We start from the raw sequence: 23940 nt of genomic DNA, 5'->3' as shown, positions 1-23940 counted from the left end.
TTCTGAGGCCCAGGCCTAATGTACCGGCCACTCTAACCCGAGCAAGGAGACACTCATGTGCCGGTTACGATTTTACATCTCGAGCATTGCGCTGGGCGGCCTCGCGTTAGGCGGCTGCTCCGATGGGGCCAGCACTCCAAGGGCTGCCCTACGCCCGCAACTCAGTGCCGATGCGATCAAGTTCTGGGAGGCAAGCGCGACCGTTCGATGGAACGAAATCGCGCGTACGCAAACGCTAACACACGTTGTCAGCCAGCAGTCCGGCACCAGGACCTTCGCTTACCTGTCGCTCGCCCAATACAACGCGGCGGTCACCGCAGAAGAAGCCAAAGACCGTGGGGATCATGCGTCGGTGGCAGCGGCGGTTGCAGCGGCATCGTCCACCGTGCTTGGCTCTTTCTATCCTGACCAGGCGGCGTACTTCGATGCACAAGTGGCCGATCAGGAGTCCGAGGCGCAATGGCCCGGTGAGAACCACGACGACTTTGGCGCCGGCGAAGCCGTTGGCCGTGCTGTGGGCGCTGCCGTCGTCGCCAGCGCCGCAACGGACCGATTCACGAGCTCCGTCGCCGGCGTCACCATCCCCGTGTGTCCCGGTTGTTGGGTCAGCGCTCCGGGCAAGGTCCCCGTCTTTCCGCGTCTCGCTGAGATGCGAACTTTTTTCCTGACGAGCTCCAGCCAGTTCCGACCAGCCCCGCCGCCAGCGTTCGGCTCACCGGCGTTCGAGACGGCGCTGGCGGAAGTGCGCTTCTACTCGGACAACCGCACGCACGAGCAGGATTCGCTCGCGAAATTCTGGGCGAGTCCGAATGGTTTCACCAACGTGGCACAGTCGTACACCAACCAGGTTGCCACCGACGAGATCACCAAGTTTCATCTCGACGAGGTACGAGCGGCGCGCGTCCTCGCCATCATGAACATGGCGGCGATGGACGCGTTCATCGCCTCGCACGACGCCAAGTACACGTATTGGATGATCCGGCCGCCGCAAGCCGATCCAGGCATCGTCCCGGATATCCCTTTGCCTAACCATCCTTCGTATCCGTCGAACCACGCCTCGGTCACGGGATCGTCAATGGCAGTTCTCGCGGCGCACTTTCCGAGTGATGCGAATTATCTGAACGGGCTCGCCGATCAAGCCGCGATCTCGCGGATTTACGCTGGGATCCACTATCGATTCGACATGGACGCGGGACTGACGCTCGGACGAACGGTCGCAAGCTACGCGCTCGAACATGATGTGAACGGTCACGAAGCGTATGCGTTGAAGTGAGGGCGACGTGCGGGCTACGCAAGGAAGTGCGCCGGCACGGCCGACTACCAGCTCACGCGACCGCTTCGTCGAAGAAGCGCGGCAGGTCGAGCACGAATGGCTCCGGCATTCCGGCTGGTTGCCATTCGGCTCGCGCGCTCAACACGTCGCCCGGATCCGCCGCGCCGCGCCAGCGGGAGAGATTCCTCGCCTCGGCGTTGAGCACCCAGTACTCCGGGATGCCGTTTGCGATGTAGAGCGTGCGCTTCGTTTGATAGTCGTACAACGAGATCAGCGCGCGACCAACCATCGATCCGCGAAGATACCGCACCCGTTTCTCGGCACGTCGTGGAGCTGCTCTAGCGCTACTCACGAGTGAACCTCCGAACATCGGGCAGCCACGAGCCTCCTTCGTCATCCTTCGTCGTTAGGCTGCCTCAGCGTCGCGCCAGATCTATCCGTCCCACGATCACGCGCGTTAGCTCGTGGGGCACCGACAGCTGCAGCGGCAGGAAATACCCGAGCCACTCGTCCGGCACGAGGTAGAACAGGCGCAGCCCCGGCGTCCGGAAGTAGCTCTGCTTCCACGTCTCGAGCATGGCCTCGGCTTCGGGCGCGTAGAGGCCGGCGGAGACGAGCGACTCCTTCAGCGCGTTCCGCAGCGCGGCGACGTTGGCAGTGGCGTAGTCGCCCGCCGCGAAGAGCGGCAGCCGAGCCAGCTCGCCAGACGGCGCGTCCTTCTCGATCGTGACTGGCGCGTGGTCGCGAAAGGCGACTGCTCCGTCGCCCCGCACGTCCACTAGCCAGAGTCTGGCGATCGTCATCGAGCTCTGGGTCATCCATTGGAGTCGCTGGGGCGCAAGAAGCCGCACTTCGTTCGCCGTGAGCCCAGTCTGCAGGAGCGCCTCCAGATGCGCCACGCCGCGATAGAAGAGAAAGCGCTCGCCTTCGCCTAACGGGGAAAGCACACTCTTCGACGCGACACGTCGGGGCGCGAGCCACACGTTGCTCGACGTGGCTGGCCCCGGCGCGCTGTCCGCCAGTGAGATGCCGCGCCACAACAATCGGCCGACGACATAGTTGTCGAGAACCTCGCCCGTCCACTGCGCCGGGATCACACCGGCGTCCATCTTCGCCGCAATGCGGTCGACGTCCACCGTCACCGACGGCTCCGCATCGGGATAGAACTCGTTCAACACTCCGCCCCGGAAGCGCACGGTGACATCGAACGGAGCGGGAGGCGACGAGCCGCGGGGCAGGTAGAAGTAGATCACTGGCGTCTCGAGACGCATCGTCACGTCCGGTCGGCCGGGAATCAGCGGCGTCTTCACGAGCGTCTTCTCCGGATTGCTCGCCGTCTGCGCCGGCTCGTACCGGTGCACGAACGCCGGCAGTGTGTCCGCAGACTCGATGCGGTTGAGTCGTCCCTGCGGTGTGCCATCGGGGGCGTGGCGGGTCGTGATCGTTCCCCACTCGTGGACGACGAGTGGCGCCTTGCGCGCCTGCCCCTCCCAACGCGCGCCGAGGCCCGCGGCGAACATGCCCATCACGCCGAGTGCAACGAGTGCTCGCTTCATGATTTCCTCCCATTCAAAGCTGCATTTCACCGCAGGCCGCGGCGGCGGATCTCCGTCAGACGCGTCCGCTGCTCCGGCGTTAGTACTTGCTCAACCTGCAGCCGCACCGTGTCCACGACCGCCCGAAGTCGCGGCCAACTGTCGCGCAGCAGCGAATCCACCTCCGGGCGCCGCGCGGCGACGATTCCCCGGATCCGCGCCCTCTGCTCCGGGCTCAACCCGAGCTCCTCGTACATGAGTGGGACACCGGTGTTGCCGAATTTCAGGTTCTCGATGGCGCTGGCCGTCGGCACCGCTCCCACAACGTCGCGCTCGCGACGCGTGTCGCGCCCCAGATGCTCGACAGCGGCGCCAGTGAGCGCCCCGCTCACGAACACGACGATGATCACCGCGGCGCCCGTGACTCGCGTTCGGCGCAGCATGGGCGCGGGCGTCGTCACCGCGGTTGCCCCAGCAGATCGGCCATCGTCGGCGGCACGCGCATCGTTAGGCGCGACGCCAGCTCGGTCGGGACGCCGAGCGACTCCCCCAGCCGCGGCAGCGGCGCAAGGCGCGAAGGCGCCGACCGCACCGCGAGCGCCGCACGGACGTGCTCTTCAGGCACGTCGCGGGAGAGCGCGAACGCCGACGCCGCCGCGATCACCAGAGCGGCCGCGATCATCGGCCGCCGCCACTCGACGATCTGCACGACGGTCCGCGCGCGCCGGCGCTCCGCAAGCAGTGGCGCGCAGCGCGTCGCGACGTTCTGCGCCACGTCATCGAGCTGCACATCGAAGGCGCTGAAGTCGATCGGGTCGTCAGTCATGCCCGGTTCGTGGCTGGAGGTCGGCGAGCGCTACGCGCAACTTCTGGCGCGCGACGAACAGATACTGACGCGAGCTTACCTCCGAGATTCCCAATGCCGACGCGATCTCGGCGTGGCTCCGGCCCTCGAGATCGTGGAGCAGGACGACCTCGCTCTCTCGCTCGGAGAGCCGCGCCAACTCCGCGGCCAATCGAGCGCGTAGCTCCCGCCGCTCCGCGTCCCGTGCCGGACTCTCCTCGCTCGGCGCGTCGACACGCTCGAGCGGCTCGCCCTGTCGCAGGCGCTCGCGACGGACCGCGTTCAGCGCCGTGCTCCGTACGATGGCGAGGAGCCATCCGCCGAAACGTGCCGCCGTCCGGCAGTCGTCCAGCCGCTCGAGCGCGCGCACGAACACGTCCTGGCAAATATCCTCCGCTTCGAGATGGTCGTGCACGATCGAGAAGGCCACCGCGTACGCCGGCCGCACGTATCGACGGACGAGCGCGTCGAACGCCGCGGCATCCCCGAGCCGCGCGGCGTTCACCAGTCGTGCATCCGATGCAACGCGATCGTCGGCCATGCGCCCACCACAGGGACACGCGAGTCCGCCGGGACGTTAGAAACGACCCCGGCTCGGCGCCGGACGTCGCGCGAACCCGAACTAGCGGCTTCAGTTCCGACGGCTCTCGCTTTCGAGAGCTACTCGAGACTTGGTACTGTCTTACTGTCGAACTGAGGGCTGGTGGTCGAGATCTCGACCACTAGCCCTCAGTTCGACGGTAATGCAGTTCGGAGTAATGAGTAGCTCGGAAGCGACTCGCGAGCGTGAGCCGCTGCATATCCTCCGAATTGACATTATCCTCCCCTTTGCGCTACTAAGAACGATGCAGCTCTCGGACGTCGAAGTTCGCATCCTCGGATGCCTGATCGAGAAGGAAGCGACGACACCCGACAACTATCCGCTGTCGCTCAACGCGCTCACCAACGCCTGCAATCAGCTCTCGAACCGCGAGCCGGTGATGTCGCTCAGCGAGGACCAGGTGAAGTGGGCCGTCAACAGCCTCCGCCAGCAGTCACTCGTCCGCGCAATCACGCCGAGCGATGCGCGCGTCATGAAGTTCCAACACCTGGTGACGGACAAGCTCGAGCTCGACCAGCCCGCGCGCGCAGTGTTGTGTGTCCTCATGCTGCGCTGGCCGCAGACGTTGAGTGAAATCAAAACGCGCACGAACCGACTCGCTGAGTTCACGAGTCTGGCAGATGTCGAGGCGGCCGTGAACGGATTGATCGCTCAAGAGCTCGCGGTGGAGGTGGCGCGACGGGCGGGGCAAAAGGAAACACGGTATGCGCACCTCCTCTCCGGCCCACCAGCCGAGACGCCGGCGGAAGCGCCAATCGACATCGCCGCGGCCGAGCCACGGCGCGATCGCGTCGCCGAGCTCGAGGCATCGCTCGACGAGGTGCGCCGCGAGCTCGCGGAGCTCCGCGCGCGCTTCGAGGACTTCACACGGCAGTTCAGCTAGAGTGGAGTCGCGCACGATAGCAGGAGCGGGGTCGCTCCGGGGCGTTCCGCGCCTGTGCAGACTGCTTATCACGCAACGAAAGTTGGGTGATCGCGGGCGGGGGTTCCGGAGGGGCAGCTATCGGCAATGCTGTCATTCGGCCGAGGATGCCTAACTACACACGGAGCCAATGGCAGCATTGTCATAGTGCCCCGGAGGAGCCCCCGCCCGCGATCACTGGCGCTACCATCTGTGTGCGGTAGCCGCAACGCTTCAAGCGTTATTGCCCTCGCCGGCATCTCATCGCAAACACATCGCGGAGAGAGGGATGCGAACGACAGTCCACACGCTCGCGCTGATCGCGGCAATCGCATTGCTCGGCGACCGCTCGCCTCGCGTTTCGATCGCTTATGACCTGACGATCGATCCGGCGCACGTCGACCTGCCGGAAGTCTCGATCACGTTTCGGAACGCGCCCGACACCTTTCATCTCGCGATGAGAGTGCACGGTGAGTACGACGCGCAATACTGGCGCTATATCCAGGAGCTCTCGATCGAGTCGAAATCCAACGCCCGGATAACTCGGCTCGACAGCACGCTCTGGCGAGTCGACCTCCCCGGAGGATCGGGCGTGGTGCGATACCGCGTCGCGATTCAGGCGCAATTGTCGACCGAACTGCGCGTCTGGAAACCGCAAGCACGCGCCGACGGCATGATGATCAACCCGCCCGATTTCTTCCTCTATTCGCCCGAGCTGTCGCAAGAGGCGGTCAGCCTCCACCTCGACATCCCGCCGGCGTGGCGCGTCGCGACCGCGCTACCCACGCGCGTCCCCGACGCCGCGACTCTGCTCGACTCTCCCCTCCTCCTCGGCAACCTGCATCAATGGTCATTCACCGAGGGCACGACACACTATCACGTCGCCTATTGGCCGCTGCCTAACGGCAACGCGTTCGACACGCTCGCCTTCCTGGACCGTCTCCATCGTCTCGTCCGTGCCGCGGCCGGAGTCTTTGGCGCGGCACCGGCACGCGATTACTGGTTCCTCATCGAGGATGGGGGCGGCGATGCGCTCGAGCATGCGGCATCGGTCGTCCTTGGAGTGCGCGCTCCGAGCTTCTCGATGCAGGAAATCGCGCACGAGTTCTTTCACGCGTGGAATCTCGTCGCCATCCGGCCCGCCGGTTACAACGAGCTGAGTTACCGCGCGCCTCGGCGGACGCCGAGTTTGTGGATCGGCGAGGGAATCACGTTGTATTACGCCGATCTCCTCCAGCGTCGCGCTGGCCTCGTCGACACGAGCGCCGGCGCCTCACGACTCGCGCATCTCACGCGCTTGCTCGAGCGGTACTACGGGTCGCCCGTCTACCACGTGGTGTCGCCGGAACGCGCCAGCCTCGCCTTTGGCGATGCGCCCGCCGACAACCCAGACGCGACCGGCGGGTATTATCTCCAGGGCGAGCTCCTCGGGAACGTGCTCGATGCGATGGTGCGCGACTCCACGCACGAGACGCGCGGGCTCGACGACATCATGCGCGCGATGTTCGCGCGCAGCCTAACGAGCGCCAAACGCGGCTACGCCCCAGGCGAGTTCGAACAGGTCGCCGACTCCGTGTGCGGCTGTCGCCTCGACTCGTTCTTTGCGCGCGAGGTGCGCGGCGCAGAACCTATCGACATGCGCCCAGTCCTCGGGCGACTCGGGCTGCGCGAGGTCGTCGACTCCATTCCCGCCACGGATTCCGCCGGCAATGCGCTTCCGGACCTTCGCCTGCTGATCGATTTCACCGTTCCCGCCGCACCGCGATTGGTCATTCGGGATTCCACCACGCCGTGGGCAAGAGCCGGGCTTCGGACAGGGGACCATCTGCTCACGATCGGCGGTGAGCCGGTTCGCGCGTTTCAGGATTTCCGGCGCGCCGTCTCACGCGTTCGCGTCGACGACACCGAGGGGACTTCGGCCATACCGGTCGAGATCGAGCGTCAAGGTCAACGAATGCGGGTGAGCGTAGCTGTCTCGGGATACCGGCGCGCACGGGTGCGGCTCATGGATGCGGCAATCGTGACACCGACGGAACGCGCGCGTCGCGGTGCCTGGCTCAGAGGCTTACAGCGCTGAGTTCCGAACGGCGCGAAGTCCCGGACGGCGCGAGGTCCCGAAACGGCGCAGTCTGAGACCTGGAGCACGGAGCCGCTCTGAACCGTTCAATCCCTTATTTAACGATCAGGCCACATCTGTAATTAGCGGAACGCGTTAGTTACAGACTGTAATTAGCGAGAGATCGCTCCCTAGTTACCATCTGGCCCGTCCGTTCGGATGCTCGGGAACCGGTAGACGAGAAGAGCTCGCGCGCTTTTTGGCCTTCTTCGCCTTCTTGCCCACGTGCGCCTCACGGTGATCGACTTTGGCGTGATGAACCCACGCTTGTGATTGCTTGTGCGCCGTCGATTTTGCGGGCTTCGTCTGTGGAGCTTGCGCGTTGGCAATTGCGGGGACCGCTGAGAGCACGATCGCCGCTAGTATCGCACGCATCACGAGGGATGTTGACACTTGAACCTCCTCGGAGGAGTCGCTCTTCGGGATAGACTTTACCCTGCGTTCGAGGTCACGACTATGCCCTTCCCGAGTGTGCGCTGATTCACAACACGAGGGCGGACCATTCGACCGGCGCATAGCGTTAGCCACCAAAAAGCCACTCAGCAGACCTTAGCTCAACACTTCGCGATGCGATTGATCGGCAGCGTTCAGGATGGCGAGGGCGACGCCTCTCACTGGCTCTCGGTGTTCAACGCCGAGTACTCGCGGAAGCTCGGCGTACCCGTTTTCCCGGGATCGCTGAACCTCGCACTGCCGTATCACTTCGACTGGTTTGACCCTGAGATCCGCCGCCGTTCGATCTGGTTCGATCGTTCTGAATACGGGGGCGAGCGAGATATCCTGCTCGTGCCATGTCGGCTCGCGAACCTCGATAACGAACCGGCCTGGTTGTGGACACCGACGACAGCGGCAAAGGATCGGCCCGACCCTTGGGTCGTCGAGATCGTCGCCAGTCGGAGTCTCCGCCGTACATTCCATCTAGCGAACGGATCGATCGTCGAGGTCGAACTGCTCAATGACGCTCCGCATGCTATCGGCCCGGAAATAGAATGATGATTTGTTAGGCAGGAGTCACGAACCGGGCCAAGCTTTCACCGATGGGGCCTCCACGCCTTGCCGCGCACATGCGCGTCGTGGATTTGAGAGCTCGTGAACGAAGAGAGAGGCGGCACCTTCAACGATTGGCCAGGGCGAATCACGTCGGGATTCGCACCGATCGCGCCACGATTCGCGTCGAACAGGAGCGGCCAAAGGAACATGTCTCCATAGCTCGCCAGGGCAATCTTCGAGAGCGACTCGCCGCCTGACACCATGTGCATCAGCGAAGGGGCCGAGGCCTGTGGAGTTGGGCCCTGTTTGATCTTGTCGGCGACCGCGGGCGGTGGGGCGAAAACAGTTTTGAGCTCGAGAAACACCGCATCGGCGATGCTGCTCACCACTGTGCCCTTGAGCAAGCTGGCTTGCGGGATCAGGCCGTTTTGGATGAACGCCATGGTACCGTAGGGTGTCGCACCACCGATACCGGGGTAGAGTCGCTCCAATTCAGCGAGGCCTGCGACAACGTTCCCGGAACGGTCCACGAACACCACACAACCACGAGCGGCGTTCCACGCCGCCGCGAGTGTGTGGCCAACACCGCCTCGATAGGCAGGGTTGCTCCACTCGACGCTGAACAGGGTAACCCCGTTCCGATTTGCCGCCACCGCGCGTTCCACGTCGGCGAGCGTTCCGGGATTTGGCAGCAGCCGGAGGCGAGCGCCTAACGCGCGGAGCGCCGCGACAAGCTCGTCGATGAATGCCGGTCCGGTGGCCGATACAGGACGTCCCGCGGCGTTCGCCAGATCCGACAGCGCCGCGAACGGACGCGTGCCGGTTATCTGCAACGCTTTCGTGGCAGCAATCCAGGTGCAGTTCTCCCCCTGTCCAACAGCGAGAATGCGAGAGAGGACTGCCTGACCACCGCGAGCAAGCGGCGCGACGATCGTAATGAAGCGGAGTCCGTCCTGGAGATAGCCCCAACCACCTTCTGCAGCGCCTTTGCCGAGGTTCAGCACGTCGACAAAGCCGGAGCCAATTGCCATCGGTGCTTCGACGAGAGTCTGCGCCGTCGTCGCAAGCACCACACCGAACCAACCGGGATGCTCATCCACGAACTGGTCGAGCGATTGACGCGTATGGTTGGCAAGGTACTGCCGATTGGCCTCCCAGGAGTCTGCTAAATCACTCGCGCTCCACATTGTCACCCTCCGAAAGCAGAATCGAATCTGCGCGTCAGACGTGCGCGCCAAGACTTTGCCGGTCTCGCCGAAGATGTGACCAAGGCGCAAAAAATCCAGTACTGATCGCCACGCGGAGTGATGTGAGCAAACGATAATGATGGCTACCTGGACGTCTCGGAGCTTGATGCAGAACTATTCGAGCTTGTCCGAGCTGGAGAGAACAGCTTGCGGCCAGAGGCTTGGCTATCCCTGAAAAACGAGCTGGGGAAGCGTGGCATGGAGTTGAAGCCCGAAGACGAAGCTCTCGCGTCGAGTCGGCCAGACGCCTCCATAACGACGAACTCCGAATTACCTGGAAGCGAGCCAGCAAGCCATGCCGAGCCTGTAATTACACCCGGTGTCGACGGCTGGCTTGCCTTGTTCGTCGTGCTGGTCGCGCTGAACGTGATCACCCTGACCTACCAAACCCTGGCAGCGTCCGTCGCGCTATCCTGGACGGGAGTCAAGTATGGTCTGCATGATGTCATTCTGGTGATCGGACTCGTGCTGGTGTACCGTCGAGATCCTCTAGCGCCGACTTTCTGGCGCGGCGTATTGATTGTTGCCGCCGGTTAATATGGTGTTGCTGCGGCGATCCATTTGATCGCCTGGTCCTTCGCGCTACCCACGGCGGCAGTGTCAATCGCGTGGGCAGCGTATTGGAACTTTTCACCCCTGGTGCGCGCCACATTTCGTCCAAACAAAAACATGGAGGAGTTGTCGGTTCAGGATGCAAGCGACGCCGATCCACTCCCCAGTGTCGACGACCTGAACATCGAACTAGATCGCGCGAGGCGCCAAGGCAACGCCGCAGTGCTGTTTCTCGTGATCGGACTGGGAGTCACGATCAGTACATACGCAATGGCGTCAGTTGGTGGAGGACGGTATTACTTCGCGTTAGGCATTATTGGTTTCGGTATCATCCAGGCCGCGCGCTCCAATACGCGCCGGAACCGCGCCAAAGCGCTCCTGCAAAACGCGTCTGCTGTCGTCATGCCACGCTCGGCAAGCGAGTCTCAGTAGCCGGCGTTCGTCTCTCAGTGGGCTCGATGGCCGTCGTCAGCGCGCGCAGTAGCGAGGGTACGCACTCGGTCATCAAAGCGAAGCTCTTTGAAGGCGACAGCGCGGATTTCGCGCCCCGAGTATTCAGCGGGCATAAGGACGGCCACATGTGAAGCGCACGCTTCGGCTTGAAATGAGCCGATCTGGCCTGTTATTCCGCGTTCCAGTTGTATGCCCTATCGCCGCTTTGCCAATCAGGAGTATCGCAACGCGCTCCAGAGCTGGGTGGAGATCCCAGCCCTGCTCCGCGCCCTTCCCGTCGCGCGCGGGTGCCGCCTGCTCGAGGTGGGCTGCGGAAGGGGGGTCGCCCTCACCGAGCTCGCGCGGCGCTGCCAGCCATCGCGACTGGTGGGCATCGACATCGCCCCCGATCTCATCGCCCTGGCGCAAGCGCGCCTTGCGCACTTCGGCGTGAGCGCCGAGCTCCAGGTCGGCGACGTTCGGCAGCTGCCATTTGCCGACGGCGAGTTTAACGTCGTGATCGACTTCGGCACTTGTTATCACATCGACCAACCCGGCGCGGCGCTGCGCCAGATCGCCCGCGTGCTCGCCGCCGGCGGGGTGTTCATCCATGAATTGCCCCTGGCGCAGCTTATCGCCCATCCGCTTCGGAGTGGCGGTCGTGACCTGCCCTGGAGCGAATGCGCCGAGCTCACCGGCGAGAGGCGCGCCGGGCTGTGGGGCTCGCGCCGGAAAGCGGTAGTCACCTAACTACGAACGAAAGGAGACGCTCGCGTGTCATCAGAGTTCCGCTGGACATTGCTCCGTCGCACGCTGGTCGCCTGTCTGCCGCTAGCCGGCGCAGCTTGCGTTCTCGTTAGCATCTCGCGCGGCACGCAGGTCCGCGCCCTCGATCCGCGCAACCCGTACGACGTCAAGTCGCCCGTCAAAGCGCATCTGAGAGACGGATCCACCGTCGTCTACGACGACGGCATCCGCGTCCAGGGGCATACGCTCACCGCGCGCGGCGGCGGCCGTCGCGTCGGCGCCCTTAATGAATCCCTCCCTCTCGAGCCAATTCCCTTCGACAGCGTCGTCGGACTCGAGACCTTCGAGCGCGACATCAATGCGCCGGCCAGCACGCTCGTGTCGGCGGTGACGATGTCGGCGTCCTTCGTTGTCGACGTCGCTGCCGCCGTGCTCATCTTCGGCTCCTGCCCCACCATATATGCCGATAGCGGCGGCAAGCCTGCGCTCGAAGCGGAGATTTTCGCGAGACGGATTTCGCCGTTGCTCGAGGCGCGCGACATCGACCTCCTCCACACGCACGGCGACAGCGCCGGCGTCGTCACCCTGGATGTCCGCAATGAGGCTCTCGAGACCCACTACATCAATCACCTCGAGCTGCTCGAGGTCCGCCACGATCCGCGCAGCCAGGTATTTCCCGACGAGCACGGGCGGCCGATTGTCGTCGGTGACTTCTCCGCGGCGGCTTCGGCGCGCGATCGCGCCGGCCGGGACGTTCGCGCGACACTCGCGCGAGCGGACCGAAACGTCTTCGCCACCGACAGCGTGACCCTCGCCCGGGCCACCGGAGAGGATCCTGGCGATTACATAGACCTCGCCTTTCCGCGTCCGCGAGGGGACAGCGCCGTCATCGGTCTCGAGCTCCGTAGCAGTCTGCTCAACACCGTGCTGTTGTATGATCTCATGCTCGCCGAGCCGGGTGCTCGGTCGATCGACTGGCTCCAGCGCGACATGCACCGCATCGGCCCGATGATCCAGTTCGGCCTATGGTATCGCAAGAACTTTGGTTTGCGCGTGGCGGTTCGCGATGGCAAGCATTGGCGCGACATCGAGCGACATCCTACGTATGGACCCGTCGCCTGGCGACGTGCCGCGACCGTCGTCCCCGTGCTGGAGGAGGACAGTCTGCGCGTCCGTCTCTCCTTCACCGCCGACGAATGGCGCATCGATTGGGTCGGGCTGTCAACCGCCTTCACCCGGCCGCGTCCCCGGTTGATCGGCGTGACGCGTGTCCGCGCCGACAACGACAGCCTCGCGACCCTGGCGAAGCGCAACCTGCGCGCCGCCGACGATCGTTACGTGCGCACCCAGCCCGGCGATCGCTTCTGGGTCTCCTTCGACGTCGGTCGAGCGCCAAAGGATTCGGCGCGCACCTTTCTTCTGGCCTCGCAGGGTTACTACATCGAGTGGATCAGAGGCAACTGGCTCAGACGCGACAGTGGCGACGTGGCGACCTTCGTTCCATCGTCGGCGTCGTTAGAGAAGGCGCTACGCCTCTGGGCCTCGCAACGCGATTCGGCCGATCAGAAGTTCTATTCGACGCGCATTCCGGTGAGGAAGTCATGAAGCGCCTCGCGCTGATCGTCATCGTGTTGTCGGTGTCCGCGTGTGTCATTCACGCCGGTCCGGGTCCGGAGACATATCCGCCGGCGCACAGCGCCGCCGGGGTGACCGCGTGGCTTGTCCTGGCGACCTCCCGCCTTGACGGCGAGTTGCTCGAGGCGCGCGACACCGCGCTCGTGATCCTCACCCACGATCGCGTAATGCTGGTGCCTTTCAGTGTCATCGACTCCGGCGCGTTCGCTCATTCGAACGTCGCTATTCGCCATCGCCGCAGGCCTTCGCCCGAAGATTTCGATTCGATCCGGCTGCTGAGTCGATATCCCCAAGGCATCCCACCCGACGCTCTGCGCCGCATTCTCGCCGACAAGCGCCAGGACTTCCTGGTCTTCATTCGATGAAACGTGTCACTCTGAGCGCAGCGAAGGCGTTGGTCTCAGCTGTCGCGGCAACTGTAGCCGCGAGGAACGTCGGGGCCCAGCGTCCGGACAGCGCCAGCGTTGCCAGATTCGTCGCTCAGGCTCGCGCGACGACTGCGCGCTTTCAGGACATCAACGTCGCCATCGCCGAGAATTACGTGCGCATCGGCCCCGACTTCCCGGCGATGGGCGAGCACTGGGTCCGCGGGGAGAGCGTCATGCGCAGCGAATCCACACCAATGCCATCGATCTTGACGTACGCGACGATCGATGGCCGCCGCACTTTCACCGGCGTCGTCTACACCCTCATCCTTCGCGCTGGCGAAAAGGCGCCCGACATGCCGCCGTCAGCAGAATGGCACGACCACGTCGGCACGATCGACGAAGAAAGTCTCCTGCTCGGCCACACTCACCTCGGCGGCAGCACCGATGGGCCGCGCCTCGCGGTGATGCACGCTTGGGTCTGGCTCCCCAATCCCGCCGGCACGTTCGCCACCGACAACTGGGCACTACCCTTCGCTCGACTTGGCATTCCCGCGCCGGCCAATGCGTCGCCACGGGCCGCGCGTGCCGTCGCGCTGCCGACGAGCGTGCCGTACTTTGCGCGACTCTTCGCAGCCGTCGGTCAGCTCGACGATCGCGAATCCGACGCCGTACTCGACGCCCTCGAGCACAGCCGCGGCATCGTGCAGGGCTGGCTCGAGGCGCGGAACCCCGCCGACCCTGTCTCAGCTGCAGATCTGGCCCGTCTAGAGAAGATCTGGACTGACCTCGCCGATGCCATCACCCATTCCGTCCGCCCCGCGAGCGCCGAGCGACTCGCGCGCGTGCTCGACCCATAGGGCGTGTGACCGCGCTCGAGCGTCCGGAGGTACGGCGCGTACTCGACCGCCTGTTCGCCGAGCGTGCGGCGCAGCGCTCCCGTGTCGTGAGTCATGTCGCGCGCTCTATCGTCGATCGGGTGCTCGGCCGTGAGCCTTCGCTCGACGAAGAGGTCGAGCGGCTGAGCGCCCACTACGCCTCGGTCTCGCCGCGACAGGGCCGTTTCCTATATATGGTAGCTCGCTCGATTCGCGCCCGATGGATTGTCGAGTTCGGGACGTCCGTTGCCATCTCGACGATCTACCTGGCGACGGCGGTGCGCGACAACGGCGGCGGCCGGGTGATCGGCTCGGAGATGAATCATGGCAAGCTCGCCGCCGCTCGCGATAACATCGCTGCCGCGGGGCTCGCCGATCTCGTCGAGATCCGAGAGGGGAACGCTCTCGAGACCTTCGTCACGATCGACGCCAAAATCGATCTGCTGTTCCTCGACGGCTTTCCGCCGCTTTATTTACCACTCGTCAAATTGCTCTTGCCGCACCTCCGCCCCGGCGCCGTCGTGATCGCCGACAACATTTTCACCCATCTGCGGCTGCTCCGGCCCTACCGCCAGTTCCTCCGCGACGCGTCGAACGGCTTTCAATCCGAGACGCTCTTCATGCGTTACGGTGTCGAGTACTCGGTCCGCATGTCACCTTGAGCGGAGGACACTGTCAACACGACCTCTCCACTCCACTCGCCCTTCCTCGACGCGCTCGTCCTGCGCGGGCCTAACGACAAATGGAATTTCGGCGTTCCCGCCTATAGGAAATCCTTTCTTGCTCGCGTAATTTAACGTTCAGGCATTATCGTTAAATAACGTTGGGCATTACTAACGAACGGTAAATTAGGAGTAGAGTGAAGCGCGGCTCGACAGGGCACTACGTCACGACCTCGACAGTCGGCGGGGAGCGCGTTCGCGCATTTGTGCCGAAGCCGCTTCCTCCCAAGCCACCTCTCACAATCGACCCGCAGTTGCGGGATCGCCTCGATGCGGCGCTGCTTGACCTGGGCCGACTGGATAGCGTAACGACGTTGCTGCCGGATACGCAGCTCTTTCTCTATATGTACGTGCGAAAGGAGGCGGTGCTCTCGTCGCAAATCGAGGGTACGCAATCGTCTCTTTCTGATCTGCTGCTCTTCGAGGCCGATGGGATTCCCGGCGTCCCGATTGATGATGTCACGGAAGTTTCCAATTACGTCTCGGCAATGCAGCACGGGCTGCGACGGATACGCGGCGACTTCCCGTTGTCGAGCCGCTTGATGCGAGAGATCCACGCCAAGTTGTTGTCGCGTGGTCGCGGATCCGACAAGCAGCCAGGTGAGTTTCGTCGCTCACAGAATTGGATCGGCGGGTCCCGTCCCGGTGACGCCGTATTCGTTCCTGCGCCGCCACAGGAGGTCGCTCACTGCATGGGCGCGCTCGAGACTTTTCTGCACGACGAGCCAGAGCGCACGCCGACGCTGGTCAAGGCTGCTCTCGCCCATGTGCAGTTCGAGACCATTCATCCTTTTCTCGACGGGAATGGCCGCGTCGGCCGTCTGCTGGTGACGCTCCTGCTTTGCGCCGAGGGAATGCTGCGCGAACCGCTTTTGTACCTGAGCCTCTACCTCAAGCGGCACCGTGACGAATACTATGCGCTGCACGACCGTGTTCGGTCGACCGGTGAATGGGAGGAGTGGCTAGGCTTCTTTGCCGATGGCGTTCGCGAAAGCGCCTCGGGCGCCGTTGCGACCGTACGCCGTCTCGTGAAACTCGCCGAAGCGGATCGCGACCGAATCGCCTCACTTGGCCGGGCCGCCGGTTCCGCGATGCGGATTCATCATGCGATGCAGGAACGGCCGGTTGTCAACACGTCCCAGATCGCCAAGCGCACCAAACTATCGATGCCGGCCATCACGCGAGTACTCACGGCCCTCGAGAGTATTGGCATTGTTCGCGAAATCACAGGGCGCCGCCGCAATCGCGTGTTCAGCTATGACGGCTACGTGAAGATCTTGAGCGAAGGCACGGAGCCGCTGTGAACTGCCTTATTTAACGTTCTGGCAGTATCGTTAAATAAGGTTGTCCGCTGGTAACGAAGTGTAAATAAGCCTCTCTGACTCCCCGCTACGGGATCATGCGTCTCTATGAGACTCCGCGCTCGATCCGCGTTAGGTGAACCAGCAACGATAGAATGCGTTCTCGATCCGCTCGCACCCCACCAAGTCGCCGCCGAAGAGCACGCGAACGTTGGGCGGTGCGCTGAAGCGTCCGGCGACGCCCTGTTGCCAACCCGTCGCCGACGCAACGGCTCCGGTCGGATCGTAGACGACGCCCTCCCAATTGTCGAGCATACCGCCGGGCTGCAGAAACGCGACTCGCATCGGTGGACCGCGATCGATCTGATAGCGGACGCCGTGCAGCGCTCCCTCACTCGTAGTGTCACCAGCCGGTTGCCGCTGCACCTCGGCGACGATGCGCTCGTACTCCGCGCGCATGCGCGCGAAGTGCAGTTTGAAAACCCACTCGTCGCCAATCCACGCGATGCGCGCCTCGCCGAACCAGAGACCGATGCCAGCGAGGAGAATGAGAGCGATCGCCGCCCGCGCGTCTCGAGCGCCGGCCCGTGCGCGCAGTGCGGCGACGACGAGCAGTGCCACGCCAGCTAGCGCGTAGAGCGGCCACACGCCGAGCGCGAGCACCCAAATCGCGTCCCAGATCGGCCGCTGAAAGAATGCGATCAGGATGCCGAGGAGTATCCACGCCGCGACAATGGTCAACAGCGGGGGATGCCGAGTCTGCACAGTCGTTGTGCGCTCGCTATTCATTCCGTCGACAGTTCGGCAGCGTACGGGAGGCCGGTCTACTCGTCATCAGACGCGCCGACAGGCCATTTGTGCAGCGTGACGACGATCTTGTCGGTGCCGGCTTGATCATATCGTTCGAGACTCTCAGCGTTGCCGTCCAGTTCCGCGCGGTCGATCCACCGCGGTGCTTCGTCGATCTGCTCTGTATCCCACCCAACGTCGGCGAGGAACTCACGGGCCAAGTCTTCGGCATCCGACGCCGAAGCAGCGTCTGCAAAGCACGAGGCAAACGCACCGTCGACGATACCATACTCGTCGTGATCCGGCTTGGGGTGTACCTCGAGCACTAGGAAGTACATGAATGAATCGTTGAACGCTCGCACGTCGACATCATGTGCTGGTGGCAAGGCTGTCTGCGCGTGCCGACCACTCTCTGATATGAGCCGATGACGCCCAGCTCTCAGGGCATGCTTCTTTGCCCGCCTTTGAATCCATCCAGTCCGCCACATGCTGGTACCTCTGGGCCACCGTCACATAAAAACTCCCCGCGGAGCGCTCGGCGTCGGCCCAGGCGTTCCCCTGCCAAGCAAGGACGTGGGGCCACGCGAGCGTTGCATGAAAGAGTTCCTCGATTCTCATGTGGCAATTCGAATCGCAAATGCCCCCGACAAGTCCCCCTCATAAACGATCAAAACGGGACTGCCGCTCGGTTGAAGACGCTCGATCTCTGCCGCTCGGCATGCCTGTTCATTGTCTTTGAACACGGTGGCCAAGGAGTCCCGATCCAGCCGCAGAAAGCTGCTGCCGATGACGCCCGCCGATGGGTACTCTTCCCTAACGAGCAAGCCAAACGGAGCAGTCAGATCTCCCAGAGATACCCAACGAATCTCGTTAGGTTTGAACGTCCCGATGGAATCCGGTGCGTGAAGCGGGATCACTTTGCCCGAAGCAATCTTCAAGTAATGAAGAACGAGCTGCTCGCGATCACGACCGGAAACCACCGCCCACAACAAATCGTTGTGGGCGGCCACTCGCCGAAGCTTCTCTTTCCGAGCGCGAAGGTACTTGACCAGAACCGCCGAGTCCTGATCGCTCCGAGCGCGCGGGTGATTCACTTGTGCACCGACCGGCTTCACTGACGATGTCGTCACCACGCCGAGAATGCACGCAGGTCTGAAGAGAGAAAGAGCAATCCGGCGAAGAAAGTAATGTCTCATCATGGCAAGCATGGCCGTGTATCAATGGGGGAATTGCCTCGCATAGACGACTTCGGACGCATCGAGCAGGGTACTGTTTGGAAGCCTTTCAAGAAGTACGTCTCGGAGAAGGGCCGCGCATCGTTGATCGCGCTCAGATAGATGAGAAGACCGGTACCAGGCGATTCCGACCATAATGAGTGCCGGCAATGCGAGGGTCTTCGCCGGGGACGGAGCTGCATCGTCTCCTGCGAGGGCCCCAAACGCAATTACGATTGCAGCGAACAGGAGAAAGGCTGCCGCCGGCCACAGCGCCCACGAACGGTTGGTTCGCGCCTCGATTCGGGTTCCGTCGGCGGCGAGGAATACGTGGCCGGCCCACGCGACCGGTGCGTCACCGCGACCATGCGCTGGGCTCCGGATTGTAAAATCGGGCGGGGGAGATCATGCGACTGAATGTGATGGTGGACGCCGGCGAGCTGCTGATCCACAGCACGTCCGCGCGTCTGGGTGACTCGACGGCGGGAACCATCCTAAAACGGTTCGTCTATGTCTACTTTTGCGGCGATCGGACACACGCCTAACGGCCGGCGCCACGCCGCGAGAATCCCAGTCATGTCAACGCCTATGGTGTACCTTCACGCGCACGGATCGCGGCTAGGGCGAGCTTGAGCTCGGCCGTATAGTCGACGCCGCGAAAGATCATCGGCGTGCTGTCAGGATTGGCGAAATCGACACCGAGCTGGAATGCTACCTCGATGAACGTGGCCTGCTGCTCCGGGTTGAAGTCGCTCCAATGCTCGCCGCCCGCCACGGCCACGTCGAACGCGTATCCCTTGGGCGCGGCCACAGGAGTGCCCTTGTCGTCCAACCAATATCCGTCGTCGCCTGTCGCCTGCGCGGCGAGTGACTCTGCAACATAGTCCGGCCCGCCGGCCTCGAACTGCCACACGTGTACCATCTCGTGAACCAGCACGTGACGGTGCTGCTCGAGTGGCACGAAGCCGCTCCCAGAAGCAACTCGGATCTTGTGGCAGAGAGTGAACACAGAGTTCGTCGATCCGAGAAGCCCGAGATTGCCCTCGGTAATCTCAACGGCATCATAGTCCACTGAATCTCGAAAGATCGGCTCGAGCGATTTATGCTCCTTGTCGGTGAGTCGTCGGCTCTCGCCCTCGACTCCGATGATTCGCTGAACCGCGCTGACGTAATTGACACCGACGATCAATGCGACCTTCGGTACGGCGCCAAGAATATCGCCCCCGATCTCGCGCGCAGCATCTTTTGCCTTGTCGAATTCCTCGGCTGCTCCCTTTCTGTCGCCCTGAATCGTTTTGATGACTCCTTTGGCAACGTGCTCGATCTCGTGCCCAACGTCCTGGATCGGTGCGGCGACCGCGCCTGCAGCCGCTTCCAGGTTGTCCGAGACTGTATCGACGACCACGCTCGCGGCCTTCGACACCGCGTGCTTGATCGATCCCCAGAGACTCATCGAGCACCTCCGACCGGATTAGTGGCTCTGGACTAGTGCAGTACTGGATGCGCGCTGAGCGGGATCCGCGCCGACTCCGGAAGATCGCCGACCGATAGCTCGATCTCGAACCTTCCTTCCGACGGCGAATCCGGTAGGCGTCCCTCACCGAGCGCTCGCAAGACGACGACCGGATCATGCTCGAATGGAACGATCTGCGGTTTCTTGTCGATAAGAGCCGCGACGGTCGCGAGCTCGAACGACAAAACATCGTCAAGGTAAGGAATCTCGAGCTGCTGCCGCCTCACGAATTGGCCGAACACCTCGGCCTCAGTGGACGCAAAGAGCTGGGGCGGCGACAATCGCCAGAATCGATTGAGCAGATCCGAGAGACTCGTTTCACCAAGGGTGAGGAGCAACAGTCGGATCGTCAGCTTGACCGTGCTCGCAAGCATGGATGCACGGAAATCACCAACGAGCTCTCGAGTGATCGCGAGACCGGGATCCTGTTGCAGATGGTCCGCGAGTGGCCCGTGCGCGTCCTGTCCAGCGACGAGCGCGCCCAGTGTATCCTCCCATTCGCGCGGCTCGGGCGAGAGACCGATGGCCAGTGCAGCGCGCGGGTCTCGCGCCGCGGCCGCGAGCCGCCGCGGCTGCTCGCGCCCATGCGCCTCCCAGATCTCGTGCAGGCGCTCCAGCTCCGCGAGCACCACCCCGCCGCCGACCTGGTGGACATACGACGAAAACAGCTCGAAGATGATCGCGCGTACGTTAGGCAGACTGCCGATGATCTCCCGCGCCAGGCAGAAGAGATCGTTAGACATCGCGCCCGAATGCGCGTCGAGCCAGTAGCCGCGATGCTCCTGTCCGCCCGCTACGTGGACTTCCCAAACGCGCTCGAGTGGAATCTGGTCGAGGAATGACGTGATGGGCTGGCGACCATTGTGCTCGTTCGCGTAGAGATTGTGTAGGTCGAGGAGAATCCCACAGTTCGCCCGCCGCGTCACCTCGGCGACGAACTCGCCGTCCGGCATCTCGCCGGGGAGGGGAGCGAAGTAGCTGACTCCCGTCTCCACGGCAAGCGGAACGCCGACCTCCGACGCGAAAGATCGAATCGACCGCACGGCCGCTTCGATTCCCTCCTCGGTTTGAAGAGGCGGCAGGAGAAAGCCGGTGTTGAACTCGCATCCACTCAGGTTCGCGCGATTGAAGCTCAGATGCTCACTCATCCAGGGCGCGTGCCACCTCGACAGCAGGCAGTTCAGTGGACCGAGCTGGCCGCGCCGCGGTGGCCGCGAGCCCCCCACGGGAAACCCCACGCCGTGAACAAGCTTCGGCATCGGCAACGCGTCGATTTGACTCGCCGTGTTTTCGTCCAGGTGATATGCGTCGTCTGCGTAGCGGTCCGCGAACCACAGCGTCTGCGGCTCGACCTCGACGATATCGATGAGGTCCTGGTGCTCGAGAACGAACGTATGCAGACCGTCACAATACGTGAGACCGACGCCTAACGCAGGGAGCTCGTTGATCATGACTGTTCGTTCCGTCAACCGTCGATGATCACGCCACCCTGGACCGCTTGGGCGGCGAGCGTCTGCGGATTGATCACATAGTCGCGTTGGAACGTGAACAGGCAGTCGGCTCCGGAGACGCAGCCCTTGCAACCGAGTCGCTCGCCAATGTTCACAACGGCTTTGTGAAAGCGATCGATGTCGAATGCAACGCTGGCTGGAATCGAGATTCGAATGGGACGTTCGGGAAGCGGTACGGTGTCGATTGCCAAGGGTCCGCGTGACATGATGTCCTCCAGATGTTGGTTTTGGCTGCTCTAGAGTGAACACGGAAACCGAGCGCTGAACACGACATGCATTAACGAGTGCTTATCTCACGTCTGATGCGTGTCGCGTTTCGCCTGTCGTTGCCGTGTTCTGTATTGAGCGACACAGTCAAACGCCAACGTCAGCGGGAGGTTATATGGAACCTGACATTTGCCCACCGTGGTGGCCGAATCTGCTTTGGTGGCTGCTGCATCATCCGCACGGCCCGGGGCCGGACCCTGGCCCAATCGATAAGGGTCTTCTCAATCGACTCGACGCCCACTTCGCTGCGGTCGCCGTCGCCGCGTTGGCAACCCGGCTCTCCGACAGAACTGCGCGAGAGGAGGTGGGCCGCCTTGCTGGGAAGCTCGCCTCGGACCCGATGCCGGGCCTCGCAGTGCGCGTCGGCTAGGCGCACTTCGGCTGCAGAGCGCTCCGCGCAGGAGCGCTCTGCGCTCTCGTTAATAACGATGAGGATCATCACGATGACACAGGAACCAGTCGCCGTCGTCAACAGCTCAGTCGCCCTGGTCGAAGCGGCCGTTTCGTGTGCGGTCGGCTTTCATTTCGCCGGGCTGAATTTGGACTCGAAGGAGCTGGCGCTCGTCATGGCGGTTGTCGTCGCGTTAGGCAACCTGCTCAAGATTCTCTGGGCCAGGGGCCAAGTCACCCCTGTCAGTGCTCCTCGGAACAACGACGGCCAACGCTTGGTGCCGGAAATGGCGCCTCTCGGCCAACCGACGGTTGGTGCGTATGCGCTGCCGACACGACCGCGGAGTCCTGGTCCTTCCCCCGCTGAAGTGTGACCGAGATCGGGTTGAATGACGCAGTTGCTGCCTACTCGAGGTGAGAGAGCCATGCCGATTGAGCGACGCCCAATCAAGCCACTGCCGCCTAACTTTTCTCCACAGAATGCGCGCGCTTATCGAGTGAAAGACGGCGACGATTGGCACTCGGTCGCCCGTCTGTTTCACATCGAAACGACTGCGCTCATCGACTTCAACTTCAACACGCATGTGCCCGAAGAGGTGAATTGGTACCTCAGGTCCAACGTCGGCTGCCGAAAGGCCACTCGTGATGGCAAGAACTGGATGTTCAGCTCCGATGCTTCGCCAGGCGTGATCTACGTGCCTCTCGGCCCCACGAGCAAGCGGATTGTGCGAAGCATCGCAACGATCAGCTTCATCGATCAACGTCTTTATGATCCGGAAGATCTACCAGAGGTCGATCAGTATTCGAATGCCGGACCATCGCGCACTCGTCAGCAGTTTCTGGCGCGGAGCGGCTACCGATTCGTCAATTTTCTGGAGGTGTACGTCGAAACGAACTCGAATCAACAGATTGCCTCATATGGCTTCACTGCCGAGAGTGGTCTCTACTACGGCCACTCCTTTCGCGGCATACTCCCAAGGCCATATCCGATTCGGCAAACAGCAATCGCCATCGACGGCAGATCGATCCGGTTCACGCAGGTGGTTGGGTGCAAGACGGTGAGCCCGCAGACGCTGGGAGCGAGAGAAGCAGTCAAGACGACGGACAGTATTCTCGGAATTCACCCCGGTTGGGGCGGTCCCGTCGGAGTTCAGGTTGAGCGATTGGGCGCCGAGTTGGGTGTGAAGGCGGCGGAGAATTGGCGCGTCTTTCCGCCGATCTGGACCGAGGTCGCACTTACCGTATCCACGGATGGCAGTACGAAGGGTGAGCTCGTGCGGCACAGTCTCTTTCCCAGCGCCGGCTTCTACACACAGAGCGGAATTTCAGGACAAGAACAATTCAATTACTCGCAAGTCAGCGCTTACGACGCGCGCTCGAGATTGAATGAGTGGCGCAAGCGAGGCTGGGGCGGAATGGAGTTGTCTTTGGAACCCGCGGGCGGCAATCCCTGGGCGGAGCCCGATCCGCGGCTATTGGGTCACGATCTGCCGTTCCGTCCGAAAATTCCGCAAGAGTAGTTAGCGCGCCTCGACTGTGCTGAGTCATCGAGGTGACTGGCGGCCCTGCACGTGGATAGCACACGCGCTGAGCGCCTCAGCGAGATCGTGACAGCTTCGTGTACGAAGTCGTTTGTCGACCGCGATGGCGCCGAGGATGCAGTGCTCGATCTCCGAAGATACGTCCTCTCTAAGTCCTCGCAGTTGCACCACCGGATCGCGCCCGCGAAGCAAAGCACGCAGACGCACGTCCGCCGCGTATGGCGACGTTCCAGCAATCATCTCATAGAGAACGGATCCGAGGCTGTAGACATCCGTCTGAGAGTCGACGATGTCGCGTGATTTGCTCGGGACTCATATATGCCGGCGTGCCGACGCTCACACCGGCATCGGTAAATCGCTCACTCTCCTCGTGGCGTGCAACACCAAAGTCGCCGAGCATCACGCTCGGCTCGGTTAGCAAGACATTCGAAGGTTTGACATCACGGTGAATCACATGAAGCTGATCGGCGTACTCGAGTGCCGTCGCGATCTCGATGCCTGATCGACAGCGCCTCTGTGATTGGAATACGGCCTTCGCGATCCAGACGCATACGTAACGTTTCGCCCCCAAAGCGG

The 23940-nt window shown here is 62.8% G+C and carries 28 protein-coding genes; 15 read left to right on the top strand and 13 right to left on the bottom strand.

Annotated features, from left to right (window positions below):
• Nucleotides 1-55: 55 nt before the first annotated feature.
• Entirely contained in the window at nucleotides 56-1273 is a 1218-nt protein-coding gene (locus tag VGH98_18460) for a vanadium-dependent haloperoxidase (GenBank protein ID HEY2377963.1), read from the top strand.
• Nucleotides 1274-1325: 52 nt separating this feature from the next.
• Here VGH98_18460 and VGH98_18455 read toward each other — a convergent pair whose 3' ends face one another.
• The 5 genes from VGH98_18455 to VGH98_18435 all read right to left on the bottom strand — a co-directional run bounded on the left by VGH98_18455 (nucleotide 1326) and on the right by VGH98_18435 (nucleotide 4193).
• Nucleotides 1326-1583, bottom strand: coding sequence for a Uma2 family endonuclease (locus VGH98_18455; GenBank protein HEY2377962.1), 258 nt, complete (start codon nucleotides 1581-1583; stop codon nucleotides 1326-1328).
• 106 nt (nucleotides 1584-1689) lie between these two features.
• Nucleotides 1690-2829, bottom strand: a complete 1140-nt coding sequence (locus tag VGH98_18450) for a hypothetical protein (protein ID HEY2377961.1) — start codon at nucleotides 2827-2829, stop codon at nucleotides 1690-1692.
• 26 nt (nucleotides 2830-2855) lie between these two features.
• Nucleotides 2856-3251 carry a hypothetical protein gene (locus VGH98_18445; GenBank protein ID HEY2377960.1) on the bottom strand — a complete coding sequence of 132 codons (396 nt, stop codon included), beginning with the start codon at nucleotides 3249-3251 and terminating at the stop codon, nucleotides 2856-2858.
• Between the two features lie 14 nt (nucleotides 3252-3265).
• Nucleotides 3266-3634: a hypothetical protein gene (locus VGH98_18440; GenBank protein HEY2377959.1), complete on the bottom strand. Its 369-nt coding sequence runs from the start codon at nucleotides 3632-3634 to the stop codon at nucleotides 3266-3268.
• Nucleotides 3627-4193, bottom strand: a complete 567-nt coding sequence (locus tag VGH98_18435; GenBank protein HEY2377958.1) for a sigma-70 family RNA polymerase sigma factor — start codon at nucleotides 4191-4193, stop codon at nucleotides 3627-3629. The genes VGH98_18440 and VGH98_18435 overlap by 8 nt, the downstream gene beginning before the upstream one ends.
• Before the next feature lie 304 nt (nucleotides 4194-4497).
• Here VGH98_18435 and VGH98_18430 point away from each other — a divergent pair, with 304 nt between their 5' ends.
• Entirely contained in the window at nucleotides 4498-5136 is a 639-nt protein-coding gene (locus VGH98_18430; GenBank protein HEY2377957.1) for a YceH family protein, read from the top strand.
• Between the two features lie 307 nt (nucleotides 5137-5443).
• On the top strand, nucleotides 5444-7231 hold the full coding sequence (locus VGH98_18425; protein ID HEY2377956.1) for a hypothetical protein: 1788 nt from the start codon (nucleotides 5444-5446) through the stop codon (nucleotides 7229-7231).
• A gap of 174 nt (nucleotides 7232-7405) precedes the next feature.
• Here the strand turns inward: VGH98_18425 and VGH98_18420 are convergent, their stop codons facing one another.
• Entirely contained in the window at nucleotides 7406-7663 is a 258-nt protein-coding gene (locus tag VGH98_18420) for a hypothetical protein (protein ID HEY2377955.1), read from the bottom strand.
• Nucleotides 7664-7837: 174 nt separating this feature from the next.
• Between VGH98_18420 and VGH98_18415 the strand changes: the two genes are divergently transcribed.
• On the top strand, nucleotides 7838-8263 hold the full coding sequence (locus tag VGH98_18415; GenBank protein HEY2377954.1) for a DUF120 domain-containing protein: 426 nt from the start codon (nucleotides 7838-7840) through the stop codon (nucleotides 8261-8263).
• Between the two features lie 38 nt (nucleotides 8264-8301).
• Here VGH98_18415 and VGH98_18410 read toward each other — a convergent pair whose 3' ends face one another.
• On the bottom strand, nucleotides 8302-9447 hold the full coding sequence (locus VGH98_18410) for a hypothetical protein (protein HEY2377953.1): 1146 nt from the start codon (nucleotides 9445-9447) through the stop codon (nucleotides 8302-8304).
• Nucleotides 9448-9705: 258 nt separating this feature from the next.
• Here VGH98_18410 and VGH98_18405 point away from each other — a divergent pair, with 258 nt between their 5' ends.
• The 8 genes from VGH98_18405 to VGH98_18370 all read left to right on the top strand — a co-directional run bounded on the left by VGH98_18405 (nucleotide 9706) and on the right by VGH98_18370 (nucleotide 16142).
• Nucleotides 9706-10044, top strand: coding sequence for a hypothetical protein (locus tag VGH98_18405; GenBank protein ID HEY2377952.1), 339 nt, complete (start codon nucleotides 9706-9708; stop codon nucleotides 10042-10044).
• A gap of 102 nt (nucleotides 10045-10146) precedes the next feature.
• On the top strand, nucleotides 10147-10491 hold the full coding sequence (locus VGH98_18400) for a hypothetical protein (protein HEY2377951.1): 345 nt from the start codon (nucleotides 10147-10149) through the stop codon (nucleotides 10489-10491).
• A gap of 210 nt (nucleotides 10492-10701) precedes the next feature.
• Nucleotides 10702-11241 carry a class I SAM-dependent methyltransferase gene (locus tag VGH98_18395; protein HEY2377950.1) on the top strand — a complete coding sequence of 180 codons (540 nt, stop codon included), beginning with the start codon at nucleotides 10702-10704 and terminating at the stop codon, nucleotides 11239-11241.
• A 24-nt stretch (nucleotides 11242-11265) separates the two neighbouring features.
• On the top strand, nucleotides 11266-12843 hold the full coding sequence (locus VGH98_18390) for a hypothetical protein (protein HEY2377949.1): 1578 nt from the start codon (nucleotides 11266-11268) through the stop codon (nucleotides 12841-12843).
• Nucleotides 12840-13238 (top strand): hypothetical protein, encoded by a 399-nt coding sequence (locus tag VGH98_18385; protein ID HEY2377948.1) that lies wholly within the window; start codon nucleotides 12840-12842, stop codon nucleotides 13236-13238. Before VGH98_18390 ends, VGH98_18385 begins: the two co-directional genes overlap by 4 nt.
• Nucleotides 13235-14098 (top strand): hypothetical protein, encoded by an 864-nt coding sequence (locus VGH98_18380; GenBank protein ID HEY2377947.1) that lies wholly within the window; start codon nucleotides 13235-13237, stop codon nucleotides 14096-14098. Before VGH98_18385 ends, VGH98_18380 begins: the two co-directional genes overlap by 4 nt.
• Nucleotides 14099-14103: 5 nt before the next feature.
• Complete coding sequence (locus VGH98_18375; protein ID HEY2377946.1) at nucleotides 14104-14778, top strand: class I SAM-dependent methyltransferase; 675 nt, start codon at nucleotides 14104-14106, stop codon at nucleotides 14776-14778.
• Between the two features lie 197 nt (nucleotides 14779-14975).
• Complete coding sequence (locus tag VGH98_18370; GenBank protein HEY2377945.1) at nucleotides 14976-16142, top strand: Fic family protein; 1167 nt, start codon at nucleotides 14976-14978, stop codon at nucleotides 16140-16142.
• Nucleotides 16143-16271: 129 nt separating this feature from the next.
• Here VGH98_18370 and VGH98_18365 read toward each other — a convergent pair whose 3' ends face one another.
• The 6 genes from VGH98_18365 to VGH98_18340 form a co-directional block, all read right to left on the bottom strand.
• On the bottom strand, nucleotides 16272-16928 hold the full coding sequence (locus tag VGH98_18365) for a hypothetical protein (GenBank protein ID HEY2377944.1): 657 nt from the start codon (nucleotides 16926-16928) through the stop codon (nucleotides 16272-16274).
• A 35-nt stretch (nucleotides 16929-16963) separates the two neighbouring features.
• Nucleotides 16964-17314 carry a hypothetical protein gene (locus VGH98_18360; protein ID HEY2377943.1) on the bottom strand — a complete coding sequence of 117 codons (351 nt, stop codon included), beginning with the start codon at nucleotides 17312-17314 and terminating at the stop codon, nucleotides 16964-16966.
• 228 nt (nucleotides 17315-17542) lie between these two features.
• A complete protein-coding gene (locus VGH98_18355; GenBank protein ID HEY2377942.1) occupies nucleotides 17543-18127 on the bottom strand; it encodes a hypothetical protein in 585 nt (194 codons plus the stop codon).
• Nucleotides 18128-18728: 601 nt separating this feature from the next.
• Complete coding sequence (locus tag VGH98_18350) at nucleotides 18729-19595, bottom strand: hypothetical protein (GenBank protein HEY2377941.1); 867 nt, start codon at nucleotides 19593-19595, stop codon at nucleotides 18729-18731.
• 32 nt (nucleotides 19596-19627) lie between these two features.
• A complete protein-coding gene (locus VGH98_18345) occupies nucleotides 19628-21106 on the bottom strand; it encodes a DUF692 family protein (protein ID HEY2377940.1) in 1479 nt (492 codons plus the stop codon).
• Between the two features lie 14 nt (nucleotides 21107-21120).
• On the bottom strand, nucleotides 21121-21372 hold the full coding sequence (locus tag VGH98_18340; protein ID HEY2377939.1) for a hypothetical protein: 252 nt from the start codon (nucleotides 21370-21372) through the stop codon (nucleotides 21121-21123).
• Between the two features lie 176 nt (nucleotides 21373-21548).
• On the opposite strand from VGH98_18340, the gene VGH98_18335 reads away from it, so the two are divergent.
• The 3 genes from VGH98_18335 to VGH98_18325 all read left to right on the top strand — a co-directional run bounded on the left by VGH98_18335 (nucleotide 21549) and on the right by VGH98_18325 (nucleotide 23343).
• Entirely contained in the window at nucleotides 21549-21803 is a 255-nt protein-coding gene (locus tag VGH98_18335) for a hypothetical protein (protein HEY2377938.1), read from the top strand.
• A 73-nt stretch (nucleotides 21804-21876) separates the two neighbouring features.
• Nucleotides 21877-22197: a hypothetical protein gene (locus VGH98_18330; protein HEY2377937.1), complete on the top strand. Its 321-nt coding sequence runs from the start codon at nucleotides 21877-21879 to the stop codon at nucleotides 22195-22197.
• 51 nt (nucleotides 22198-22248) lie between these two features.
• Nucleotides 22249-23343, top strand: a complete 1095-nt coding sequence (locus VGH98_18325; protein HEY2377936.1) for a hypothetical protein — start codon at nucleotides 22249-22251, stop codon at nucleotides 23341-23343.
• The last annotated feature ends 597 nt before the right edge of the window (nucleotides 23344-23940 follow it).

Source organism: Gemmatimonadaceae bacterium (assembly GCA_036496605.1).
In the GTDB taxonomy this organism is placed as follows: domain Bacteria; phylum Gemmatimonadota; class Gemmatimonadetes; order Gemmatimonadales; family Gemmatimonadaceae; genus AG2.
This window is presented reverse-complemented; position numbering and strand designations above follow the sequence as displayed.

Bases quoted from the DNA above. Each gene is read 5' to 3' on its own strand.
- VGH98_18345 (HEY2377940.1), bottom strand. From the start codon at position 21,106: ATGATCAACGAGCTCCCTGCGTTAGGCGTCGGTCTCACGTATTGTGAC.
- VGH98_18440 (HEY2377959.1), bottom strand. From the start codon at position 3,634: ATGACTGACGACCCGATCGACTTCAGCGCCTTCGATGTGCAGCTCGAT.
- VGH98_18350 (HEY2377941.1), bottom strand. From the start codon at position 19,595: ATGAGTCTCTGGGGATCGATCAAGCACGCGGTGTCGAAGGCCGCGAGC.
- VGH98_18430 (HEY2377957.1), top strand. From the start codon at position 4,498: ATGCAGCTCTCGGACGTCGAAGTTCGCATCCTCGGATGCCTGATCGAG.
- VGH98_18335 (HEY2377938.1), top strand. From the start codon at position 21,549: ATGGAACCTGACATTTGCCCACCGTGGTGGCCGAATCTGCTTTGGTGG.
- VGH98_18405 (HEY2377952.1), top strand. From the start codon at position 9,706: ATGGAGTTGAAGCCCGAAGACGAAGCTCTCGCGTCGAGTCGGCCAGAC.
- VGH98_18355 (HEY2377942.1), bottom strand. From the start codon at position 18,127: ATGATGAGACATTACTTTCTTCGCCGGATTGCTCTTTCTCTCTTCAGA.
- VGH98_18415 (HEY2377954.1), top strand. From the start codon at position 7,838: ATGCGATTGATCGGCAGCGTTCAGGATGGCGAGGGCGACGCCTCTCAC.
- VGH98_18395 (HEY2377950.1), top strand. From the start codon at position 10,702: ATGCCCTATCGCCGCTTTGCCAATCAGGAGTATCGCAACGCGCTCCAG.
- VGH98_18380 (HEY2377947.1), top strand. From the start codon at position 13,235: ATGAAACGTGTCACTCTGAGCGCAGCGAAGGCGTTGGTCTCAGCTGTC.
- VGH98_18385 (HEY2377948.1), top strand. From the start codon at position 12,840: ATGAAGCGCCTCGCGCTGATCGTCATCGTGTTGTCGGTGTCCGCGTGT.
- VGH98_18325 (HEY2377936.1), top strand. From the start codon at position 22,249: ATGCCGATTGAGCGACGCCCAATCAAGCCACTGCCGCCTAACTTTTCT.
- VGH98_18340 (HEY2377939.1), bottom strand. From the start codon at position 21,372: ATGTCACGCGGACCCTTGGCAATCGACACCGTACCGCTTCCCGAACGT.
- VGH98_18445 (HEY2377960.1), bottom strand. From the start codon at position 3,251: ATGCTGCGCCGAACGCGAGTCACGGGCGCCGCGGTGATCATCGTCGTG.
- VGH98_18435 (HEY2377958.1), bottom strand. From the start codon at position 4,193: ATGGCCGACGATCGCGTTGCATCGGATGCACGACTGGTGAACGCCGCG.
- VGH98_18365 (HEY2377944.1), bottom strand. From the start codon at position 16,928: ATGAATAGCGAGCGCACAACGACTGTGCAGACTCGGCATCCCCCGCTG.
- VGH98_18450 (HEY2377961.1), bottom strand. From the start codon at position 2,829: ATGAAGCGAGCACTCGTTGCACTCGGCGTGATGGGCATGTTCGCCGCG.
- VGH98_18330 (HEY2377937.1), top strand. From the start codon at position 21,877: ATGACACAGGAACCAGTCGCCGTCGTCAACAGCTCAGTCGCCCTGGTC.
- VGH98_18425 (HEY2377956.1), top strand. From the start codon at position 5,444: ATGCGAACGACAGTCCACACGCTCGCGCTGATCGCGGCAATCGCATTG.
- VGH98_18410 (HEY2377953.1), bottom strand. From the start codon at position 9,447: ATGTGGAGCGCGAGTGATTTAGCAGACTCCTGGGAGGCCAATCGGCAG.
- VGH98_18460 (HEY2377963.1), top strand. From the start codon at position 56: ATGTGCCGGTTACGATTTTACATCTCGAGCATTGCGCTGGGCGGCCTC.